The following is a 20,278-nucleotide window of genomic DNA, read 5'->3' on the forward strand; positions in this document are numbered from 1 at the left end:
GTACGCTTGCTATAATTATGCGCTTGAAAGAGGGAGGGGCGCATGAACGACGAGATTTCCATGGCCGCACGGCGCGTTCATACGACAAGCTGGCAAGAGTTCAGGTCCACGTATGGGCCGAGGTTCGCCGCCTGCTTCATGGGCTTGATCGCCATTCGCGTATGGACGCAATGCTGTCTGTACGATCGGTATACGGCAACCGATTCGGGCGCCGTCACCATTATCGGCAACATGACGCGCGTCGCCCTCATCTTCGTCCTCATGCTCGTGTTCTCCCGTATCCCGCTGAGCGGGCGCGCCCGAAGGGCTCTTGACGTGCTATCGATGACGGCGATGACGCTGGCGCCTGCGCTTTTGCTTGTGCAAATAGAATATCCGACGTTGCCGATCGGCATTCCCGCATCCATGCTTGCAGGATTGGGCATCGTGTGGGGCGGCGGCATGTGGATCACGTTCTTCGACCGCTTGGACGAGGGCGAGGCGCTTATCTACTCGTTCGCATGCCTGGGAATCAGCGCGCTTTTGGGCTTCGTTCTAGGATTCTTGCCGTTGCCTGCCGTGTTTGCCATCGGTTTGTTCATGCCTACGCTGTCGTTCGTGTTGTTCAAACAAGCTATGGACACGCTCGATGCGCGGGAGAACGTCATTCCCGAACCGAAACGCGACCGCGTCTACGACCACGAGAGCAAAACGCTTTCCCTGCGAATCCTTATCGCCATTGCGTTGCTTGATTTCGCGCTTGGCGTGGCGCGCGGGTTCCCGGAGGGCACTTCCATCGTTTTGGCGCCTTCGTTCCAACTTGCTCACCAGATCGCCGTGGCAGCGCTGTGCACCGGCATCATCTGGTGGGTGCTCGTGCGGGGCCGTGGTTTGAGCTTCGGGGCGATGTGGTGGCTCGAGGTTGCCCTCATGGTCACCGGCGTGCTGCTTATCGTATCCCTTGACCAGGCACAATTCGGGGCGATGCTCATCACCGTATCGAATACGTTCATGATCGGGCTGTTGTGGTATGGCGTATATGATTATTGCCGTCATAGCTCCATTCCGTCGTATCTGGTTCTCGCCGCCGTTTGGGCGACCCATTTGCTTCCGCGCGAAGCTGGCCGCTACCTGATTTTCCTGTTTGGGCCCCAACTTGGGCAGTCGATGCTCGTCATAGCCGCATTGGTGTGCCTGCTTGCGCTGAGCATGGCTGTGATGTTGCGGGGCAGCCAGCCGAAAGCACGGCGATTCTTCGCCACCTTCGGCACGCCCGATGCGCGCAAGGATGCTTTGGAACGCACCGTGGTGGCGGAAGCTGCGCCTGGGCACTGCATCTCCGGAGAGATGCAGCCGATGTCGGTTGCCGCTGCGCCCGAGGAAACGCCCAACGAGCAAGATGTCCACGATGTTGATGTTGAGGGCACGACGTTCGAGGATGGTCTGCGCGCTCGCTGCTCTGCGCTGCAAGCGCGTTTCGATTTGACCGATCGAGAAACCGATATGGTCTGGTATTTGGCGCAAGGACGTAGCAAGGCGTTTATCAGCCAAGAACTCCACCTCTCGGAAAACACCGTGAAAAGCTATACGCGCAATGTGTACTCGAAGCTTTGCATCCACTCCAAACAAGAATTGCTCGATGTGTTGAGCGAGACCAGCTAGAAGCGTTTGGCAAACAAGTTGGCCGCTGCTGCACCACACAAAGAGCAGCATCGCAGCCCAACCGAATTGGACTGCCGACAGCCGGCCCGAGAACGCGGGCGATGCCCCGATCAAGCCTGCGCGCCGTCAAGCTTCTTGATGACGATGGACAGCAGTGCAACCGCAAGGGCAATGGCGGCAAGCGTGAGCATGACGGGCGTGAGCCCGAAAGCGTCGCCGGCCATGCCTAGGAACGGCTCCGCCACGCCTCCAAGGCAGATGGCCACGCCGTACGTCAAGCCAGACGCCATGCCCAGATGCTGCGGCACATACCCCATACCCACGGCAACCGCGGAAGGGTAGAACAGGTCAACCCCGATGGCCAACACCGCGGTCAGCGCCAATGCCAGCCCGACCGAGGAGCCGTTCAGCGCGAACGCGGCCCCGGCGAGAGCGGTAACGGTTAAGCAGGCAATGGTGAGCCTGTGCGCGCCGATTGCTTCGGAGGTGCGGCCGGAAAGCGCGGTGCCTACCATGCCGGCAACGGAGAACAGCGAGATTGCCAACGAGCTTGCCGCCTCGGTTTGCCCGAGCACGTTCATAAGGAACAGCGGGATGAAGGCCATGAAGCCGTAGCTGAGGACGGATCGAAGCGACAGCGTGACCATGATCAGCCCGAACAATCCCCAACGTTCGGGACGCTCCATGACCGCCGCATCGGACACAGCGACGGCGTTGAGCGCTTTGAAGCGGCCGTTGTGCAAGAAGAGCGCCGCCGCGCACAACATCGTGGGCACGAGAAACACGGCAAGCCCGTGCATGCCGAATAACGACAGCGAAACAGCGGCCATAATCGGCCCGATGAAGAAGCCCACGTTGCCGCCGACGGCGAAGATGCTCATGCCGTTGCCCTTGCGCGCACCGGCTGCCAGGTTGGAGATGCGACCGCCTTCCGCATGGAACATGGCCACGCCGAACCCGCATACCAGAGCGCTTGCCACGATAAGCGGATACGAGCTGGACCAGCCGATACCTGCCATGCCCGCACCGGCCAGCAACACCCCGAGCCCCATGAACCACGGGCATGCGCGACGGTCGCTTATCCAGCCGAACAGCGGCTGCACCACGGCCGAGACCACATTGGCTGCGAACACCAGCATAACGGCTTGCGTATACGAGTACCCGTCCACCACCAGGAAGGGCAGTACCGCGGAAAGCGCACCTTGGTTGATGTCCGAGCACGCATGCCCGAGCATCGCCAAATAATTTGAAACCCGATCGCCATTTCGCGATGGATGTGCGGTCATGGTAGCCATGGACCCGCCTGCCTCCTTCCTTCTTGATTGAAGTGAGCCCAACCGGTAAAGCTTGCTCATATTGGTCTTGAAACGAACGCGTGTTCGATGTTACCATAAAAGAAAAGGGATGGCAGCAGATATTTTCTGCAACCATCCCGAAAGATTCGATCGTTCGACTCGGTGCGCTTTACGCAGCCTTGGCGGCCTGGCGGGCCTCCTTGCGCTTCTCCAGGGAGTCGACGCACACGGCAGCGGACTGGTCGCCGGTGATGTTGACGACGGTGCGCATCATGTCGAGCACGCGGTCGACGCCTGCGACCAGCGCGATGCCCTCGACGGGCAGGCCGACGGACTGCAGCACCATGGCCAGCATGATCATGCCGGAACCGGGGACGCCGGCGGTGCCGATGGAAGACAGCACGGCGGTCATGACGATGACGCACTGCTGGCCAAGGGTCAGGTCGATGCCGAAGACCTGGGCGATGAAGATGGCGCAAACGCCCTGATAGATGGCGGTACCGTCCATGTTGATGGTGGCGCCCAGCGGCAGCACGAAGCTGGAGATCTCGCGGCGCACGCCCAGCTTCTCGGAGCACTCCATGTTAATGGGCAGCGTGCCCACCGAGGAGGCGGATGCGAAGGCGAACGTCATGGCGCGGAACTGGCCCTTGAAGAACGTCAGCGGGCCCATCTTCGCGATGGCCTTCACCATGCCGGAGTACACCAGCACCATGTGCAGGATCATGGCTAGGTAGGCAACCAGGATGAGCTTGAGCAGCGGCAGCAAGATGTCGGGGCCGTTGGTGGCAACCACGGGGGTGATCAGGCCGAACACGCCGAACGGAGCGATGGAGATGATCATGTGCATGATCTTGATGCACACTTCGGACATGCCGTTGACGAAGTCGGCGACAGGCTGCGCCTTCTTGCCGGCGGCCAGGATACCGAAGCCGAAGAACAGCGCGATCACGATGATCTGCAGCATGCTAGCGTCGGACATGGGCTGCACGAAGTTGCTGGGGAAGATGTTGACGACGGTCTCGATAAAGGAAGGAGCGGCCTTTGCCTCATACGAAAGCTCGTCGGTGGTCAGGGTGTAGCCGCCGCCGACGTTGAACACGTTGGCGATGATCAGGCCGATGATGATGGCGCATGCGGTGGTGCAAAGGTAGTACGCGATGGTCTTGCCGCCGATGGCGCCGACCTTCTTGATGTCGGACAAGCTGATGACGCCGGCGATCATCGAGAAGATGACCAGCGGCACCACGATCATCTTGATGAGGTTCAAGAAGATGGTGCCCAGGGGCTTGATGTAAGTGGTGGCGATATCAGGGGTGCCCTGCAGGGCAAGGCCGGCCACGACGCCCAAGGCCAACGCAATGAAAATCCACGTGGTAAGGGAAAGACGCTTGAACCAAGGCTTGTCGGCGTTTTCGGCGGAAACCGCTTCCGTAGCCTCCTTAACGTCTGCTTTGACCTCTTTCTCAAGGTCGTTGATCTTGGACATGTGATCCCTCTCTAACTCAAAAACCCTTCCTATGCAGCCGACGCTTGCGTGCGCTGCTGCAATTGAAGCGCCATAAGGCACAAACGCGCATTGTACCCGAAACTCTACGAAATCAGCCCAAAACAATCATCGTTTTCGGTTGCCGAGGGAAAACGGCGGTTGAGGAATCTATATTATCGATAATATATCTTATGTTATCTTGGCTTCCCGGCCAGCGTTACGAGTGCCAGCATGGCCAGCATCAGCACCAATCCCGCCCAATCGAAGCCGGAAAACGCCGTGCCCAGGAACACGCAGGCGCACACGCTGGCGCTGATCGGCTCGACGGCGCCCAGCAAGCTGCCGGTGACCGAGCCCACGAACGCCACGCCGCGCAGATACAGTCCGAACGACACGAACGTCCCCAGAAACGCCAGGCCTCCGATGAGCACCAGCCAGCCGAACACATCCATGCTCGCAACCGCCTGAGGAGCTCCCGCGCCCATGGCAAACTGAATGGCGTACGCGATTCCCGAGCACACGCACGTCACCAGCATGCCGACGCTCGTGGCCGCAAAACTGCCGAAACGGTCGAACAAGCCCGCGGCGCGCGGAGTCAGCACGTAAATCGCAACGCACACGGCGTTCAAAAGGCCCCAGAACAAGCCGGCCGCCGGCAGCACCAGCGTGCCCAGGTCACCCTGCGTGGCAATAAGCACCGTAGCCGCAAAGGCGCAGATCAGGCCCACGAATTCGTTCCCCTTCGGCAAATGCCGCCCCATCACGCATGTGAACAGCATGACGAACACGGTGCTGAGCATCTGCAGCACCGTGGCGGTACCGGCGTTGGTGAACGCGATGGTCATGGCGTACGCGAACTGGTCGACGAACAGCGCAGCGCCGAACACCAGGAAGAACAGCTTCACGCGCGGCTCGCTCTTCCAGATCAGCTCGAGCATGTAGCGGCGGCGTGTCGCCATCACGCCGAAGAAGAACAGCGTGGCCACCAACGAGCGCACGGCGGTGGCGAACATGGGAGTGATGCCGTAATGCGAGAACAGATGCTGCGCGCACGCGCCCGACACGCCCCATAGCCCGGCACCCGCAAGCGCGCAGACGATACCGACCCAGAACGTGCGGCGCCGTGCGGCGTTTGCCGCCTGCCCATCGGCAAGCTGCGCGTCCGTTTTCGCCATAACCTAAACCCTCCCTGATGTGCGTCATCGTATGCGTTAAAATGTTGAAAGCGATTGTAGAGCAATACGTCGGCTCGTGCATTCCGCACGTGTTTTGCGCCGGCGTCGAAGCGAAGGAAGTCTTATGGCTATCAAGGAACTGGTTCACGACGAAGCGGTGCTGTCCACTCCCTGCGAGAAGGCAACGGCCGAGGATGCCCAGGTGGCGCAGGATCTGCTGGACACCATGGCGTCGCTCGACGAGGCGGCCTGCCTGCACGCCAACCAGATCGGCGTGACGCACAACCTGTTCGCCTACGTTGACGAAAAGGACAAGCAGCACGTCATGTTCAACCCCGTCATCAAGCTGGGCTTGGCTGCAAGCAAGCAGGTCGAAGGCTGCTTCACCCACGAGGAGCCCGTCACGGTCACCCGCTACGACCGCATCAAGGTCTCCTATGAGGAGCTGGTGGACGGCAAGCTGGTCCCCCGCAAGGGCGACTTCCGCGGCTGGGTCGCGCAGTTGATCCAGCACATGGCCGACCATGGCAAGGGCAAGTTCATCTAAGCGCTTACGAGCCGAAGGGCACTCCCCTTCGGCTCGTTTTCTTTTGCGTGGTTTTTCAGATTGGAGCACCCTTATGAGCAACGAGCTTTCCCGCCGTCAGTTCCTTGCCGGTGCAACCGCCTTCGCTCTTGGCAGCGCCATGTTCGGGTTGCCGCGTCGCGCGTTCGCCGATGATGCGCAGGCGGGCAGCGCCATCGTCATCCTGCACACCAACGACGTCCACTGCGCCGTTGGCGAAGCCGACGAAACGGGAGCGGCGCCGCTAGGGTATTCGGCGCTGGCAAGCTATGTTGCCGACCGCAAAGGTGTTTTCGGCAGCGGAAACGTCACGCTTGTGGATGCCGGCGATGCCGTGCAGGGCAACGTCATGGGCACGCTGACGCAGGGTCAGGCGCTCGTCGACATCATGAACGCCACGGGATACGACTACGTGATTCCCGGAAACCATGAGTTCGATTACGGGATGGCGCAGTTCAATCACCTGGTAGGAAGCGCAAGCGCCACATACCTGAGCTGCAATTTCACCGACAAGCGCCCCGAGGTGCCCACGCTCATGTTCGCCCCGTACGCCATTCGGGCTTATCCGCTTGCCGGTGGCGGTACCGCGCACGTGGCGTTCGTAGGGGTTACCACGCCGGCGACGCTGACGGCCTCGTCGCCGAAATCGTTCTGGCGAAGCGACGACGACCATACGTGCGTATACGGCTTTTGCGAGGACGATACCGGCGCAGCGCTTGCCGCGGCGGTGCAAAACGCCGTGGACCAAGCACGCGCAGCAGGTGCCGATTACGTTGTGCTGCTGGCGCACCTTGGCCAGGATGGGTCGCCCGACATCTGGCGCTCCGATGCGTTGGCGAAGCGCTGCCGCGATATCGACGTGATCATCGACGGCCATTCGCATCAGGAATATGTGCAGGTCAAGCAAGATGCCGAGGGCAAAAACGTCATCATCACGCAAACGGGCACGCAGTTCTCCAGCGTGGGCCAGGTCGTCATCAACCCGGACAGCGGCGCCATCTCCGCCAGCACGCCCGCCTTCGAGGCAACGCTTTTGCGCGAGGCCCGCAAAAGCGACGATCCCGCATACGTGCAGGAGGCGACGTTCGGGCGCGATGCCGGCGTGCAGGCGACCATCAACGAGAAGGTCGCGGATGTCGAAGCTCAAACGGGAACCGTGATCGGCGCGTCTGAGGTTGACCTATACGCGTTCGAGGACGATGACTACACCTGGGCCGTACGTTCGCACGAAACGAACCTTGGCGACTTCGTGACCGACGCGTACCTTTATTATGCGACGAACGCGGGTGTCATGGCAGACATCGCATTCGTCAACGGCGGCGGCGTTCGCGCAAACCTCAACCGCGGCAACGTGACGAAGGGCGACCTCATCAACGTGAACCCCTTCAATAACCAGCTTTGCTACACCAGCGTTTCGGGCCAGGACCTGCTTGATGCGCTTGAGCTTTCGGCCAGCAGCTTGCCCGAGTCCAACGGCGACTTCCTCCAGGTTTCGGAGGGGCTGGAATTCGTCATCCGCACCGACATCGACTCGCCCGTTTTGCGCTCGGGCAGCACGTTCGTCGGCATAGATGACGCAAAGGAACGCCGCGTACGCAGAGCGAAGCTACACGGCAAGGCTATCGACCCGCAAGCGGCGTATACGCTGGTGTGCCACTCGTACTACCTGGTGGAAGGCGGCGGTTCGTACAGCATGCTGTGCAAGAACCCGGTCACGCTGCTGGGTTTGGACAACGACGCCCTTATGGAATACGTGCAGCTGAACCTGAGCGGCGTTATCGGGCAGCAATATGCAGGCGCCGCAGGTCAGGGGCGCATCGCGACGCAGATTGGGCCCGATCCCGATCCGGACCCCGGTCGCAAGCCGGACCCCGGTCCCGAGCAGCCCGAAACGCAGCCACCGGCGAACAACGCGAGCGACCCCAAGCCCCTTGCCCCGACCGGCGATGACGGCGCCCTGAAGGCAGCCTCCGCAGCCGTTGCTACCGCAGCAGCAGTCGGAGCAGCCGCTTTCGCCACCGCCCACGCGGAAACCAAGGACGAGCGCGCATAGCCACAAGCTCGTCTAAATGCTCGCGGGTCGAGGGGCGCTCTCCTTTCGGCCTGCTTTCGTTCTCGCGCTTTTGCGCTCCGTCCCCTATCGCGGCGCTTGTGATGCCGTAGCGAAGCTGCAAAAATGACGCGCGTTCGAAAATTGCTAGCGAACAAACGATGGAGAAACGGAAAGGATTGGCGGGTGACGGATTTGCGCAAAACCTCGGGTTGCGTTATATGCATCGACTTGAAGTCGTTCTACGCCAGCGTGGAATGCGCCGATCGCGGCCTTGACCCGTTCACCTCCAACCTGGTGGTGGCCGACCCCGACCGCTCCGCGAACACCATTTGCCTTGCCATCACGCCCGCCATGAAGGCCGCCGGCGTGCGCAACCGTTGCCGCGTGCGCGACATCCCGCCGGGCATCGAGTACCTGACCGCCGTCCCCCGCATGAAACGATACATGCAGGTCAGCGGCGAAATCGTGGGCAGCTATCTTGAGCTTGTCAGCCCACAGGACCTGCAAGTGTACTCCATCGACGAGTGCTTCATCGACGCCGCGCCCTACCTGCGCCTCTACCGCACCAATGCGCGCACGTTCGCAAAACGCCTGATGCGGCGCGCCTTCGAGGTTTCCGGCGTCACCGCCACGGCCGGCATCGGGCCGAACATGTTCCAGGCCAAGGTGGCGCTCGACATTTGCGCGAAGCACGCCAGCGACGGCATCGGCCAGCTTGACGGCGAATCGTTCAAGCGCGAGATCTGGTTCCACCGCCCGATCACCGACATCTGGGGCATCGGCCCGGGCATCGCCCGCCGCCTGGCCAAGCACGGCGCGTACGACCTTGCGGGGGTTTGCGCCGTCAACCCCAAGGTGCTGCGCCGCGAGTTCGGCAAAAACGCCGAATACCTTATCGACCACGCGTGGGGCCTGGAGGCGTGCACCGTCGAGCAGGCGCGCAGCTATCGTCCGCGCGGCCATTCGCTGACCAACGGGCAGGTGCTCATGCGCGACTACAGCTGCCGCGAGGCGGAAACGCTGCTGCGCGAGATGGTGCTGAGCAGCGCGCTCGAACTGGTAGAGAAAGGGCTATGCGCCCAGGTGGCAAGCGTATACGTGGGGTACTCGGCCAGCAATTTCCCCCACCAGTCGTGGGAGAAATGCGGGCCGTTCGGCGCCGCGGCCGCCGGAGCGGGCGGGTCGGCGAAGCTGCCCAAACCTACCAACGCCGCGGACGCGCTGACCGACGCCGTGCTGGAGATCTACCGCGCCCGCGTGACGCCGGGGCTTTCCATCCGCCGCGTGAACATAGCGCTGGCGGATTTGATGCCCGCCGAGCAGGTGCAGCCCACGCTGTTCGACGACGCCGCGAACGAGCGCAAGCAAGCCGCCCTGTCGCGGGCCATGGTGGACGTACGCAAACGGTTCGGCGCGAACGCGCTGCTGAAAGCTACAAGTTTGAAGGAAGAGGCGAACGCCATGGAGCGAAACAACCAAGTAGGCGGGCATCGTGCTTAGCCCTGATCAGGCGCGTGTTGCTGCCGGTCTGCCCACGCCGGATGTGTGGCCGGGCCTGTCGGCCGACGAGCGCGAATACCGCGCGCAAGTGCTCGACCGCATAGCGCAACGCGTAGCCGCCGACGGCGTGCGCGTGTCGGTCCCCTCGCCCGACCGCGGCAGCCAGTTCATGCCCTTCGCAGCGCTAAAAGGCTACGAAGAAGTAATCGCCGAAGTCGAGAACGGCAAGAACTGATTTGAATATGCCATTCGTAAGCTTGCGGTGATGAAACGCCTCATGCAAGACTTATTGAGGGGATTGCGATACAGCGCACATGAATCTATAAAACAGCCTAGACAAGAGCATGGCTGGCATGATAAAAAGATATCGGAGACATCGCTTGATGTTTCCTCCAAGTAGCGGGGGGGTGTCCTCCCGCATTTTTTATATTTAGGAGGGGGCATTGCGCGAAATCAGTATCTTTGTCGATGAATCTGGCGGACAAGACGGCCATTCGAAATACTACGTACTCACGCTTGTCTTTCACGACCAGTCATTTAACCTAGAAGAGCATTTGACCAGGCATCGTAAAGGTCTTGCTGATCGCGGCCTTGACGAAGTGCCTTTTCACGCTGGCCCTATTATGACTGGGCACGACGATTTCGAGTACATGGACTTCGAAACAAGGAAGTCGTACCTTACCTTGTTCTTCATCAGCGTCCAAAAACTCCCCATCACATACCAGACGTTCTTGTATAAGCGTAAAGAAGTTGGCGACAGCGCTCAGCTTGCCACAAAAATGAAGCGTGACATCATTACCCTGCTCTTCGATAACCTAGAGTTTTTCCAGTCATACGACAAGGTGAAAATCTACTACGACAACGGGCAGGAAATCGTCGCGCACGCGCTGCGCGGTGCCGTCGAATATGCCCTCTCGAAAGAAAGCATCTTGTTTCGTAAAACCAATGCTGCCGATTTCATGCTTGCGCAAGCTGCCGACATGCTGTGCACGCTGGAGCTAACGGCGGAAAAGTATCGCAACAAGGAAGCATCGCGTACCGATATAAAAATGTTCGGCAATGCTCATGCGTTTAAGAACAACTATATGAAAGCAATCAAGCGTAAACGGCTTAGCTAATGCCCCGTACCTTCAGTGGTTATGCCGGTGGTTTTTAGTAGGCGGGCGTTGGTGGTTAGGAGGATGGCTTCTATGCCGGGGGTTTGTTCGGCGAAGGTTAGGGCTTCGTCGGCACCCATGACGATGAGTGCGGTGGTGTAGCCGTCGGCGTCGATTGATTTGTCGGCTATGACGGTTGCGGACAACACATCCGTTTCCGCTGGTTTGCCCGTTCGAGGGTCCAGGATGTGGTGGAGCACGCGGCCGTTGCGTACGAAGGCGCGCTCGTAGACGCCGCTGGTCACTACCGATTTCCCGCATACGGAAACGCTGGCGAACGATGCGGCTTGCAAGCTGCCGCCCGAAGGGACGGGCGCGCGCAGGCCTACGTTCCATGCGCTGCCGTCGGGCTTGCTGCCCAAGCAGGCCACGTTGCCGCCCAGGTTGATCACACCGCTGGTTGCGCCGTGGCATTTCAGCAGGTCAATCACCCTATCTGCGATATATCCCTTCGCCATGCCGCCCAAATCGACCATTGCCCGCGGGTCGGTGATGCGCGCCTGCGTTCCTTCGACCTGCACGCTGCGCCAGTCAACATGTGCAAGCGCCTCGGCGATGGCGGCATCGTCCGGCACGACCCCGCGCTTGAAATCCCATAGGCGGCACACGCTTCCCATAGTGATGTCGAACAGCCCGCCCGTGCGCTCGCAATATCCCAGCGCAGCACGCAAAACACTAGCAAGCTCCTCGCCCACGTCGACCCATTCACCCGCAGCGGCGTTGAGCGCGAACAGGCGGCTTTCCGGGTTGAAGCGGCTCAGCAGCAGCTCATATCGTGCGCAAAGGACCTCAACCTCGCGCAACGCAACCACATCGACATCGGCCGACACGGCGCACACGGTATCAAACGCCCGAAACGTCACGGAACCAAGCTCGCGCACAACACGCCTCCTCCCAAGATTTCGATTCGCAAACCAGCAATCACCCGCCGCGTATAGCTGGGTGCCAGCTATACAAACCCTACAGTTGTGCGGGCTGTGGGGGTTGCGCAAGTAGGTCATTTCTCGCACGTTGATCGCGGGGCGGGTTTGCGCAAGCGGCGCAAACCCGCCCCGCGATCAACCAAACCATCTATACAACGCCGAAAAGGGGCTTTTGCGCTCCCGCAAAAGCCCCCCTCGCGCTTCTTCCCTACTTCGTGAACTTGCCCGCCGCCAGCAGCAGCGCCACGTTCACGACGCAGTCCACTGCCAGCAGGCCGCCTACGGCCGCTATGTTCGGGCTGGCCGTGTTGATGGCCGCAAACGTGAGCACCGTCAGCACCATGACCACGGTGCCGCACGCAGCCGCCGCGCCCACCAGGTTCCAGCTCGCACGCCCGCCGGCACGCGAGATGCATGCGCATATGACCTGCGACGACGCACCCAGAAGCGTGCCCAAAAACGCCGTGAAGCACACCGCCGCCAGCACGAGCGCACCCGCACCCGGCAGCTTGCTGCTCATGGAGCCCACCTGCACGCCGCTCAAAATACCGCTAGCAACCACCAGCAGGCACACCAGCGACACCGCCGCCGCGGCCCAGCCCCACAGAAACGCCGCCGCCGGCTTGCCGGCGCCCTCGACGCCCTTCGCGAACAGCGCCGCCTGCAGCACCGCGCCGGCAGCCGACACCATCAGCGTGAGCGCCGCCGCGAACATGAATGCCACGAACGCCGAGCCGGTCAAGATCGAGCAGATCACGTCGAGCATGGGCACGCCCGACGCCGAGATGTAGTCGTACGCCAGCCACCCGGCGCCGTCCATCACCGCAAGCCCGATGCGGGCAAGCACCGCCACCACCAGCGCGATGGCGAACAAGATGGCGTACGGTCGCGCCATCGTGCGCATGGAATCCTTCATTTCCGTCACGCCCCTTCCCTACTTCGCGCCTTGCAATTCGTGCTCGACGGCCGAGGTGCCGCACAGGTACCCGCCGCAAAACGCCAGTCCCACATCGCCCATGAGCGAGCCCAAGATGGGGTCGCCGATGTAGCTGTTCTCGCCGCACGCGCCGCCGGCGGTGTGCCAGCCCGCGTACAAACCGGGGATGACCAGGCCATCCGTGCCCATGACCTGCATCTGGTCGTTGATCAGCAGGCCGGCCTTCGTGCCGTACAGGTTGCCGCCGATGCGGCAGCCGTAGAACGGCGGCTTGGTGATGGCGTGCAGCCACTCGGGCGGCATGGGGTACATGAAGTCGTCCTCGCCGCGCTCGCAGCACTCGTTCCACTTCGCCACCGCCTCGGTGAGCACGCCGGGCGCGAAGCCCAGGTCGGCCTCAAGCTCCTCGAGCGTGTCGCGGCGCTTGAGCACGTCGGCGTCGATGGCGTCCTGCACGCCGTGGTGCCAGTCGCGGTAATGCTCGGGCACCTTGTCGATCTGTTCCAGGTCGGGCGTGATCAGCTTGCGGCAATGCTCCTGCGCGAACCCCGCCAGGTGATCTTCGTAATCGGCGTCGAAGATGATGTAGCTGCGATGCCCCGGAGGCGTCATCTGGATGGTTGCCAGGTCACCCAGGGCGTAGATGGCGTTCGCGCCGTCCTCGGCCACGCGGCTGTCCATGTAGCGAAGGCGGTTGCCGCAACGGTCGATGGTCAGCCACGGCTGGCGCGAAAGCTGCGTCATGCCGTCGTACAGGAAACGCGCCCACTGGCCGCCTTCCGCCTGCCAATCAACGCCGCCATCGAAGCTGGCCGAGCTGTTGAAGCCCGACACGTCGGCGCCCGCGCCCAGGCCCATGCGGAAGCACTCGCCCGTCTCGCCGCCCACCAGGTAGCTTGACGCGCAGCCCATGGCCGCCGTGGGGATGTACTTCTCCAGCAGCGCCTTGTTGTTGCAGAAGCCGCCGGCCGTCAGGATGACGGCGCCCTTGGCGTGGATGTACACCTCATGGTCGAAATCCTCGCGCGCCACCAGGCCCACGATGCGCCCCGAATCGTCGCGCACGAGCGCCGTGGCCGGGCACTGGAACTTATAGCGCACGCCGCTTCTCTGCCCGAAGGCGAACATGGCGTCGGTGGCGTCCTTCATCTTCAGCACGTGATGGTCGAGCGTGGAGTTCTTCGGCGCCACGTACACCGGCACCTCGCCCAAACGCCAGCGCACGCCGCAGTCGGCCATCCAGTCCAGGCTTTTGCCGCCTTCGCTGGCGATCTTGTAGATTAGCTTCGGGTCGGCCGCGTAATGGTACTCGTCCATGGCCCAATCGGTCAGCGCCTGCGCGTCGAAGGGGTAGCTGGGGAAGGCGAAGTGCTTCTTGTCCTGGCCGGAGAACCCGCCCAGGATGCCGCACATGCCCGCGGATTGCGCGTTGCCGCCGTGCAGGCCCAGCGCCTCCACGCAGATGACGTCGGCGCCCAGCTCGGCGGCTCGCGCGGCCGCGTTCAACCCGCCGCCGCCAGCGCCCACCACGCACACGTCGCACTCGTAGTCCCACGTCTCGGGGACCGCGCGCGGGGCGATGGGCGTGGCGTCGTTGGCCGGGAACGCCGCGGCGTTGTGCTCGCGGTACGTGCCGTCCGCGCCGTTGGCGTTGGTGGCAGCGCTGTCGGGCACGGCAACGCTCTTCGAGCCGTCTGCCGCCCAATCGCCGATGACGCCCTGCTCCACAGCCAGCGCAGCCGCAGGCATGGCCGCCGTCGCCGCCGTGCCGCCCACTACGGCGCAGGCGGCGCTGAGAAAGCCACGGCGCGTGATGCCGCGCGCTTCGCTATCGTGCTTGCTCATGTCCTCCCCTTTCGCTAGTTGCTCGATTTCGCCTGGTCAGCGGACGTTTCGGCCGCCTGACCCAAGGCGTCGTCGACCGCCTGCTTCACGCCCGCGGTGGTGATGGTGGCCCCGCTGACGGTGTCGATATCCGAGCCCTGCGCGGCCTCGATCATCTTGGCGAAGGTGCCGTCGCGCACCGCCTCGAAGCCTCCGACGCTTTGCGTCTCGCCGTCCTGGGTGGTTTCCAGGCACGTGATGCGGTTGTCGTCGACCAGAAGCGTGACGGTCACGTTGCCGGCCATGGCCTTGCCCGTGCCCGTGTACACCCCATCGCGCAACGGCGTGTCGCACTTCTTGACCGGGTCGATCTGCACTACCGCGTCCCACGGATCGTCGGCGTGCATGGCCAGCTGCTCGGCGCTTGCGGCGTCTTTGGACCCCGAACCCTCGAACGATGCGCCGCAACCCGAAAGCCCCAGCACAAGCGCCGTCGCGCCGCAGGCCGCTGCTGTCGTCTTCCTCATGTCGGTCCTTCCTTTCCGAAACCGGCTTGCCCGAATACGGCAAGCGGATCTGCGCTACTTGGCCGGGCTGCTCCAGCCTTCCGGCACCTCCCAGCTATGGCACGTGTTGCAGTACATGACCGACTGGCCGTGCACGCTGTGGCAGTTGCTGCAATCGATGGCCTCGCCCTGGTGCGACCTGTGCGGGTTCACGCCCGCCTGACCGCCCCAGTTCTCGGTGGCGGCGACCACGTCGTTCCAGTCGTGGCACCCGGCGGTGGCGCACTGCTGCTTGTCCGCGGTGATCAGCTGCGGGGCCAGGCTGCCGTCGGCGTTCGTCTCAAACGACCCGGAAACCCATGCCATTCCCTCGTTGACCTGGGCCTCAAGCGTTGCCTCGTGGCACTGCAGGCACGTGACGCCCTCCTGCTGATGCGCCACGGCCAGCTGCGCGTGGGACGTGTCGCCCTCGCCGTAGTAGCCGTCCACGTAGTAGTCCATGGGCTCGTGGCAGACGGCATTGCAGAAACTGGGCTGGTTGTGCCAGACGTAGAATCCGCCGCCGGCGCACACGAGCACCACGGCAACCACCGCGCACACGATGGGAGCCCGGCGGCGCTTGCCACCCTTCGCTTTCGCCTGTTCGTTCGTTTCCATCACGCCCTCCTTTCACAGTTGCATGCTTTTCGTTGCACTCGTGAACGTGATGGCCGCATCGTAGCAAGATTTCTCCATCAAATGTTTGACGAATCTGCAAATGTGTTCATTGACGCTGCGTCAACGCGCCCCGTATCCTATGACCATCGCAAGTACCTAAGGGGAATGGGGAACGCGACGCGCGCCAGGGGAAAGCAAAGCTCGCACCTGGGGAAACGCCCGCAGGCGGCGGTTGCGCACCCGGGAACGCAATACGCACGGCGCGCAACGCAGCAAACGGGCACCAAGGGGAGGTGGCACGGATGAGCGACGAAAGGCGGCAGCAGATCGTCGATGCGGCGCGGCAGCTCTACGAGGAGCAGGGCCTGTCCGCCACGACGGTGAAGGACATCAGCGAGCGCTGCGGCGTGGCGCGATCGCTGTTCTACCACTACTTCCGCGACAAGCAGGAGGTCACCTCCGCGGTCATCGACGACTTCGTGAACGACTACATCGAGTCGCTGCAGCTGTGGAACGAGCAGCGCACCCCGGGCGATATCGAGGGCAGCCTGGCGGGCGTGGTCACCGTCATGCGCGTGGGCGTCTTCGAGCACTCGAGCTTCCGCCGCGCGCTCGACACGCACGAGAACGCGTCGCTGTACCTGGAGTTCATCAACCGCGTAGCCGACCGCATGGCCGCCTACTTCGTGGAAACCACCGTGCAGGACTACGCGCAGAACCACCCCATCGACATCGACCACGTCTACGAGACGTTCTACATATTGATCATGGGCATCTGCGGCTACGTGCGAACGCACCGCGACGCACCCGATGAGGTGCTGCGCGACATCATCGCGCAAACGCTCCACATGGAGCGTGAAACCAAGCGAAAACCGGTGCAAAACGGTTAACGGTTACCAACTAACACAGGGAACAACCAGGCAAAACGCCTGGTGAAAATGGCATCGCAAGCGGCCCCGGGCATTGTGCGCCCGAAACGCCGGATGCGAGAGCGTATCGACTCAAGGGAGGTCATCATGTTGTTCCAAGTCTACGGCGACACCGCCGTCTACCAGTGGATCGGATGGGTGGTGGTGTTTCTCGCGCTCATCGGGTTCAACGAGGTCGCACGCCGCACGAAGGCCGGCGGCATTACCTGCTTCCTGGTGATCCCCGCCATCCTGACCGGCTACTTCATCGCCATCTACGCCGGCGCGGCCACCGGTGCCGACTGGGCGCTGAACAACCCGACGTACCTGTACATGAACAGCTGGTTCCACTACGCGAAGCTCTACGCGGCAACCGCCGGATGCATCGGCTTCATGATCTTGAAGTATCACTGGGGCAAGCTGGGCAACGCCGACTGGTTCAAGTGCTTCCCGTTCGTGATCGTGGCCATCAACATCCTGATCGCCGTGGTCAGCGACTTCGAGAGCGCCGTGCGCGCGTTCGGCACCACCTGGGTGTCCTCCGAGGGCGTCACCCTGTACGGCGGCTGGCACAACGTGTTCAACGGCATTGCCGGCCTCCTGAACATCTTCGTCATGACCGGCTGGTGGGGCATCTACACGTCCAAGAAGAAGCAGGACATGCTGTGGCCCGACATGACGTGGGTGTTCATCATCTCCTACGACATCTGGAACTTCTGCTACACCTACAACTGCCTGCCCACGCACTCCTGGTACTGCGGCCTGGCGCTGCTTCTTGCCCCCACCGTGGCCGGCATGCTGTGGAACAAGGGCGGCTGGATCCAGAACCGCGCCTACACGCTGAGCCTGTGGTGCATGTTCTGCCAGGTGGTGCCCATGTTCGCCAACGACTCCATCTTCGCCGTGCAATCGGTGAACAACCCCGACGTGAACCTGGTCATCAGCGTGCTGGCGCTGGCCGCGAACGTGGCCGCCGTGGGCTACGTGGCCTACCGCGCCAAGAAGCTGGGCGTGAACCCCTACAAGCACGAGGTGTTCGTAGGCACGAAGGACTACGAGCGCGCCATGGCTCGCCGCGAGGACGTGGCTGCATAAACGCCCTGCTGCAAGTAACGCGCGAATCGTATATACCCTAAACGTAAACGCCCAGCCCGCAAACGCAGGCTGGGCTTTTCGTTACCTTTTACTCCCTACGGGCGCCCCGTTGCGCGATCGAGCGCAAGGTCGCGAAAGCAAGATGCCGCCAGGCGCTTTGCTGGTCATCGATGCCTTGCTGACTACCAGGCGCTTTGCTGGCCGTCGATGCCTTGCTTACCGGGTAGAAGCCACAATCCCTACGCGCTTGAGCGCCTAGGGCGGCACGATTTCCGACTTCCCGTATCCGGAATCTTGCATTTCGTGCCACCTTGGCACGATTCCGCATTTTCCGTAGCGTCTGACGTTGCAGCCGATTCGGAAAGCTCGAAATCGTGCCAAAACTCACCTGCGGCATACTACCGTTTACGCACCACCCGGTCCATGAACTCCTGCTTGTTGTGCACGTCCAGCTTGGTGTAGAGGTGTTTCGCGTGGCTGCGCACCGTGTTCTCCGTGAGGTACAGCGTCTCGGCGATGTAGGACTTCGTGCGTCCCTTGCGTCCAAACTGCGGCAAAACCAGGTAGCTGGGTGACGACAATGGTTGGCGGCGAGCTGCGTCACTCCAGCCCTTCGCCGCTGTACTTACCAGTTGCCTCGTCGTATCGCAACACGAGGACACGGCCGTTATCCACGACGTTGCCGTCGATGTAGTAATGAGAGGCGCCGTCGTGCCAGATTCCGCGGTAGCCGGGTATTCCCGAGATGGTTTCGGTGGTGATGTGCCCGGCGATGACGTCCAGGTCGAAATGCCGGCCCACGTAATCGGGCATCATCGCGGTGAAGTATTCTTCCGGGGTTCCGATCCTCCAGAGGTCGCCGGCGTCTTCGTCGATTCCGGCGTGCACGAACACCTGGGTGGGCGTTTCGTAATAGTACGGCAGGCCGCGAATCCACGACAGGACGTTCGCGTGGTCGGCCTTCATCCGCTCGACGGAGAATCGGTACGCGTCCTCGAAGCGCCTGAGCTTCAGCATATGGACGACCTGCTGAAACGCTTTGGCGCCGAGGAAGCTCTTGGTTGTTGCGAGCCCAGAGTCGGCCAGCATCCACGCGCGAGCATAATCGGGGTCCGCAACCATGTCGCAGTATTCAAGGAGCATCTCCTCGTGGTTTCCGCGCAGCGCCACCACCTGCCCAGGATGTTCTTCCTGCAGGCGCATGATCCTTTCGTAGACCTGAAGGCTGTCGGGGCCGCGGTCGCAATAGTCGCCGAGCAGGATGAGCTTGGAGCGGCCGTCGCGCAGGTCCACCGTTTCAAGCGCCGCGTTCAGGGGCGCAAGGCAGCCGTGTATGTCGCTCATGGCGTAGATCATGGGTCCTCCTGGGTTTGCGGTTTTGGTTGGCACGAGCGCTAACGTGCGTTATTGGCCAGGTGCATGCAGATTGCGCGTTTGATGCGGGAATTCGCGTTCGGCGAGTTTGCGACATGCGAGCACTTCGATGCCACGGCGCAGCTAGCGGGATCGCATTTGCCGTTACTTTGCGAGCAGCTTGATGTCTTCCAAAGTCTTGCTGCAGGCTTCAAGCTGCTTTTCCAGCTGGGCGATCTTCTCGTTGAGCAACTGGAGTTGCGCGGCGTCTGCCTGCGCTCCAACCCGCTCCTTTGCGTCGCCGACGGCAAGGTCGTCGATCGCGTGCGCAATGAGCGCTCGCAGCGTGGCGGCTATGGGTTTGTTCGCCACCGACGCGATGGTCCTCAAGCGTTCGTTCGTGTCCTGCCTTAGCGTGATTCGCCGCTGGGCCGTGCGGGAGTCGTCGTCGTTTCGGAAATAATCGTCCAAGACTTCGACAGGGTCCCCCTGGAAACGATCGACCACTTCGTTGAAGATGAAAGAGTCCCGGATTTGCTGGGAGCTGGCGGAGGGATACCACTGGCTTCTGAGGGTTTCCGCCTGTTCGGAGTTGTTGTCGGTTAACGCGATGTTGATTTGCATGATGGTCCTTTTTGCGTTGGTAGTTGGGCGGATTGAGCTTGCGGCGACTGGCAGCCACGTGACGGGGTGCTGTGCAGGCGGTAGCGTTTTGAAGCGCGCCAGCGATCGGCGCCTGCGGGTGCGGGGGGTCGACGCTTGCGACAGAGGTGGGTGACCTGCCGAGCGGCGGACAGGCACTCGCGGCAAGGATGAGGCTGGGTGCTGGCTCTGTGCTCGCGGCAGCGATGCGGTAAGCTTCAGGCACACCGGACACACAGCATGTCGGGCCGCCAGGACGCAGCGCGACGTCCTACGAGATGTGGCTATGGGACGAGGTACCCTTCGCTGCTTCGTTGCCCTAGCGGCTGAAGCCGGACCGCGCCGGCGGCGACATCTTCGCGCAATCTGCGAGCGATGCGCGGGCTAGTTGGTTGGCCGAGGTGGTTGCGAAAGATGTCTCGAACCTGGAAAGTGCTGCCTTGCGGCAAGTTGCAAATAGCCAATCGTAGTTGCTGGTACGTGTTCTGCTCAATAGCGTTTAGCGTGATCATGGCTCCTCCTTGCGAGTAGATGCTGCTCGAAGCTCGAACGAGCAAC

Annotated in this window: 20 protein-coding genes; 8 read left to right on the top strand and 12 right to left on the bottom strand. The window is 62.1% G+C overall.

Features of this window, described 5'->3' with window-relative positions:
• Positions 1-42: 42 nt before the first annotated feature.
• Complete coding sequence (locus Q0G75_RS01565; RefSeq protein ID WP_294414883.1) at positions 43-1,641, top strand: LuxR C-terminal-related transcriptional regulator; 1,599 nt, start codon at positions 43-45, stop codon at positions 1,639-1,641.
• Positions 1,642-1,751: 110 nt separating this feature from the next.
• Here Q0G75_RS01565 and Q0G75_RS01570 read toward each other — a convergent pair whose 3' ends face one another.
• The 3 genes from Q0G75_RS01570 to Q0G75_RS01580 form a co-directional block, all read right to left on the bottom strand.
• Complete coding sequence (locus Q0G75_RS01570) at positions 1,752-2,936, bottom strand: MFS transporter (protein WP_294414882.1); 1,185 nt, start codon at positions 2,934-2,936, stop codon at positions 1,752-1,754.
• A gap of 169 nt (positions 2,937-3,105) precedes the next feature.
• Positions 3,106-4,425 carry a dicarboxylate/amino acid:cation symporter gene (locus tag Q0G75_RS01575; protein WP_294414880.1) on the bottom strand — a complete coding sequence of 440 codons (1,320 nt, stop codon included), beginning with the start codon at positions 4,423-4,425 and terminating at the stop codon, positions 3,106-3,108.
• A gap of 194 nt (positions 4,426-4,619) precedes the next feature.
• Positions 4,620-5,600 (bottom strand): DMT family transporter, encoded by a 981-nt coding sequence (locus Q0G75_RS01580; protein ID WP_294414878.1) that lies wholly within the window; start codon positions 5,598-5,600, stop codon positions 4,620-4,622.
• A gap of 124 nt (positions 5,601-5,724) precedes the next feature.
• On the opposite strand from Q0G75_RS01580, the gene Q0G75_RS01585 reads away from it, so the two are divergent.
• From Q0G75_RS01585 to Q0G75_RS01605, 5 genes are all read left to right on the top strand, one after another.
• A complete protein-coding gene (locus tag Q0G75_RS01585; RefSeq protein ID WP_042435881.1) occupies positions 5,725-6,147 on the top strand; it encodes a peptide deformylase in 423 nt (140 codons plus the stop codon).
• Between the two features lie 73 nt (positions 6,148-6,220).
• Entirely contained in the window at positions 6,221-8,218 is a 1,998-nt protein-coding gene (locus tag Q0G75_RS01590) for a 5'-nucleotidase C-terminal domain-containing protein (RefSeq protein WP_294414876.1), read from the top strand.
• Between the two features lie 183 nt (positions 8,219-8,401).
• On the top strand, positions 8,402-9,718 hold the full coding sequence (locus Q0G75_RS01595; RefSeq protein WP_294414874.1) for a DNA repair protein: 1,317 nt from the start codon (positions 8,402-8,404) through the stop codon (positions 9,716-9,718).
• Complete coding sequence (locus tag Q0G75_RS01600) at positions 9,711-9,953, top strand: hypothetical protein (protein ID WP_294414873.1); 243 nt, start codon at positions 9,711-9,713, stop codon at positions 9,951-9,953. Before Q0G75_RS01595 ends, Q0G75_RS01600 begins: the two co-directional genes overlap by 8 nt.
• A 208-nt stretch (positions 9,954-10,161) precedes the next feature.
• On the top strand, positions 10,162-10,836 hold the full coding sequence (locus Q0G75_RS01605) for a DUF3800 domain-containing protein (protein ID WP_294414871.1): 675 nt from the start codon (positions 10,162-10,164) through the stop codon (positions 10,834-10,836).
• On the opposite strand, the gene Q0G75_RS01610 is transcribed toward Q0G75_RS01605, so the two are convergent.
• The 5 genes from Q0G75_RS01610 to Q0G75_RS01630 all read right to left on the bottom strand — a co-directional run bounded on the left by Q0G75_RS01610 (position 10,833) and on the right by Q0G75_RS01630 (position 15,722).
• Entirely contained in the window at positions 10,833-11,756 is a 924-nt protein-coding gene (locus Q0G75_RS01610) for an FAD:protein FMN transferase (RefSeq protein ID WP_294414868.1), read from the bottom strand. The two genes, Q0G75_RS01605 and Q0G75_RS01610, sit on opposite strands and share 4 nt — an antisense overlap.
• A 250-nt stretch (positions 11,757-12,006) precedes the next feature.
• Entirely contained in the window at positions 12,007-12,714 is a 708-nt protein-coding gene (locus Q0G75_RS01615) for a hypothetical protein (RefSeq protein ID WP_294414867.1), read from the bottom strand.
• An 18-nt stretch (positions 12,715-12,732) separates the two neighbouring features.
• Positions 12,733-14,580, bottom strand: coding sequence for an FAD-dependent oxidoreductase (locus Q0G75_RS01620; protein WP_294414865.1), 1,848 nt, complete (start codon positions 14,578-14,580; stop codon positions 12,733-12,735).
• 14 nt (positions 14,581-14,594) lie between these two features.
• A complete protein-coding gene (locus Q0G75_RS01625) occupies positions 14,595-15,086 on the bottom strand; it encodes an FMN-binding protein (protein WP_294414863.1) in 492 nt (163 codons plus the stop codon).
• 54 nt (positions 15,087-15,140) lie between these two features.
• The gene (locus tag Q0G75_RS01630) at positions 15,141-15,722 is read right to left on the bottom strand and encodes a cytochrome c3 family protein (RefSeq protein ID WP_294414862.1); all 582 of its coding nucleotides are present in this window, start codon (positions 15,720-15,722) and stop codon (positions 15,141-15,143) included.
• A gap of 302 nt (positions 15,723-16,024) precedes the next feature.
• Between Q0G75_RS01630 and Q0G75_RS01635 the strand changes: the two genes are divergently transcribed.
• Together Q0G75_RS01635 and Q0G75_RS01640 are read left to right on the top strand one after the other, a co-directional pair.
• The gene (locus tag Q0G75_RS01635; protein WP_294414861.1) at positions 16,025-16,612 is read left to right on the top strand and encodes a TetR/AcrR family transcriptional regulator; all 588 of its coding nucleotides are present in this window, start codon (positions 16,025-16,027) and stop codon (positions 16,610-16,612) included.
• 126 nt (positions 16,613-16,738) lie between these two features.
• The gene (locus tag Q0G75_RS01640) at positions 16,739-17,725 is read left to right on the top strand and encodes a DUF5692 family protein (RefSeq protein WP_294414860.1); all 987 of its coding nucleotides are present in this window, start codon (positions 16,739-16,741) and stop codon (positions 17,723-17,725) included.
• 398 nt (positions 17,726-18,123) lie between these two features.
• Here Q0G75_RS01640 and Q0G75_RS01645 read toward each other — a convergent pair whose 3' ends face one another.
• The 4 genes from Q0G75_RS01645 to Q0G75_RS01660 all read right to left on the bottom strand — a co-directional run bounded on the left by Q0G75_RS01645 (position 18,124) and on the right by Q0G75_RS01660 (position 20,232).
• Positions 18,124-18,282, bottom strand: a complete 159-nt coding sequence (locus Q0G75_RS01645) for a LuxR C-terminal-related transcriptional regulator (protein WP_294414859.1) — start codon at positions 18,280-18,282, stop codon at positions 18,124-18,126.
• Positions 18,283-18,325: 43 nt separating this feature from the next.
• Positions 18,326-19,081, bottom strand: coding sequence for a metallophosphoesterase (locus Q0G75_RS01650; RefSeq protein ID WP_294414858.1), 756 nt, complete (start codon positions 19,079-19,081; stop codon positions 18,326-18,328).
• A 162-nt stretch (positions 19,082-19,243) separates the two neighbouring features.
• Positions 19,244-19,702: a hypothetical protein gene (locus Q0G75_RS01655; protein ID WP_294414857.1), complete on the bottom strand. Its 459-nt coding sequence runs from the start codon at positions 19,700-19,702 to the stop codon at positions 19,244-19,246.
• A 302-nt stretch (positions 19,703-20,004) separates the two neighbouring features.
• On the bottom strand, positions 20,005-20,232 hold the full coding sequence (locus tag Q0G75_RS01660; RefSeq protein WP_294414856.1) for a hypothetical protein: 228 nt from the start codon (positions 20,230-20,232) through the stop codon (positions 20,005-20,007).
• Between the last annotated feature and the right edge of the window lie 46 nt (positions 20,233-20,278).

The organism is uncultured Senegalimassilia sp., from assembly GCF_934636665.1.
GTDB lineage: Bacteria > Actinomycetota > Coriobacteriia > Coriobacteriales > Eggerthellaceae > Senegalimassilia.

Excerpts from the sequence above, each read along its gene's own strand:
- Q0G75_RS01655 (WP_294414857.1), bottom strand. The coding sequence starts at position 19,702 with ATGCAAATCAACATCGCGTTAACCGACAACAACTCCGAACAGGCGGAA.
- Q0G75_RS01615 (WP_294414867.1), bottom strand. The coding sequence starts at position 12,714 with ATGAAGGATTCCATGCGCACGATGGCGCGACCGTACGCCATCTTGTTC.
- Q0G75_RS01565 (WP_294414883.1), top strand. The coding sequence starts at position 43 with ATGAACGACGAGATTTCCATGGCCGCACGGCGCGTTCATACGACAAGC.
- Q0G75_RS01650 (WP_294414858.1), bottom strand. The coding sequence starts at position 19,081 with ATGATCTACGCCATGAGCGACATACACGGCTGCCTTGCGCCCCTGAAC.
- Q0G75_RS01580 (WP_294414878.1), bottom strand. The coding sequence starts at position 5,600 with ATGGCGAAAACGGACGCGCAGCTTGCCGATGGGCAGGCGGCAAACGCC.
- Q0G75_RS01590 (WP_294414876.1), top strand. The coding sequence starts at position 6,221 with ATGAGCAACGAGCTTTCCCGCCGTCAGTTCCTTGCCGGTGCAACCGCC.
- Q0G75_RS01635 (WP_294414861.1), top strand. The coding sequence starts at position 16,025 with ATGAGCGACGAAAGGCGGCAGCAGATCGTCGATGCGGCGCGGCAGCTC.
- Q0G75_RS01570 (WP_294414882.1), bottom strand. The coding sequence starts at position 2,936 with ATGGCTACCATGACCGCACATCCATCGCGAAATGGCGATCGGGTTTCA.
- Q0G75_RS01620 (WP_294414865.1), bottom strand. The coding sequence starts at position 14,580 with ATGAGCAAGCACGATAGCGAAGCGCGCGGCATCACGCGCCGTGGCTTT.
- Q0G75_RS01575 (WP_294414880.1), bottom strand. The coding sequence starts at position 4,425 with ATGTCCAAGATCAACGACCTTGAGAAAGAGGTCAAAGCAGACGTTAAG.
- Q0G75_RS01625 (WP_294414863.1), bottom strand. The coding sequence starts at position 15,086 with ATGAGGAAGACGACAGCAGCGGCCTGCGGCGCGACGGCGCTTGTGCTG.
- Q0G75_RS01585 (WP_042435881.1), top strand. The coding sequence starts at position 5,725 with ATGGCTATCAAGGAACTGGTTCACGACGAAGCGGTGCTGTCCACTCCC.
- Q0G75_RS01660 (WP_294414856.1), bottom strand. The coding sequence starts at position 20,232 with ATGATCACGCTAAACGCTATTGAGCAGAACACGTACCAGCAACTACGA.
- Q0G75_RS01640 (WP_294414860.1), top strand. The coding sequence starts at position 16,739 with ATGTTGTTCCAAGTCTACGGCGACACCGCCGTCTACCAGTGGATCGGA.
- Q0G75_RS01630 (WP_294414862.1), bottom strand. The coding sequence starts at position 15,722 with ATGGAAACGAACGAACAGGCGAAAGCGAAGGGTGGCAAGCGCCGCCGG.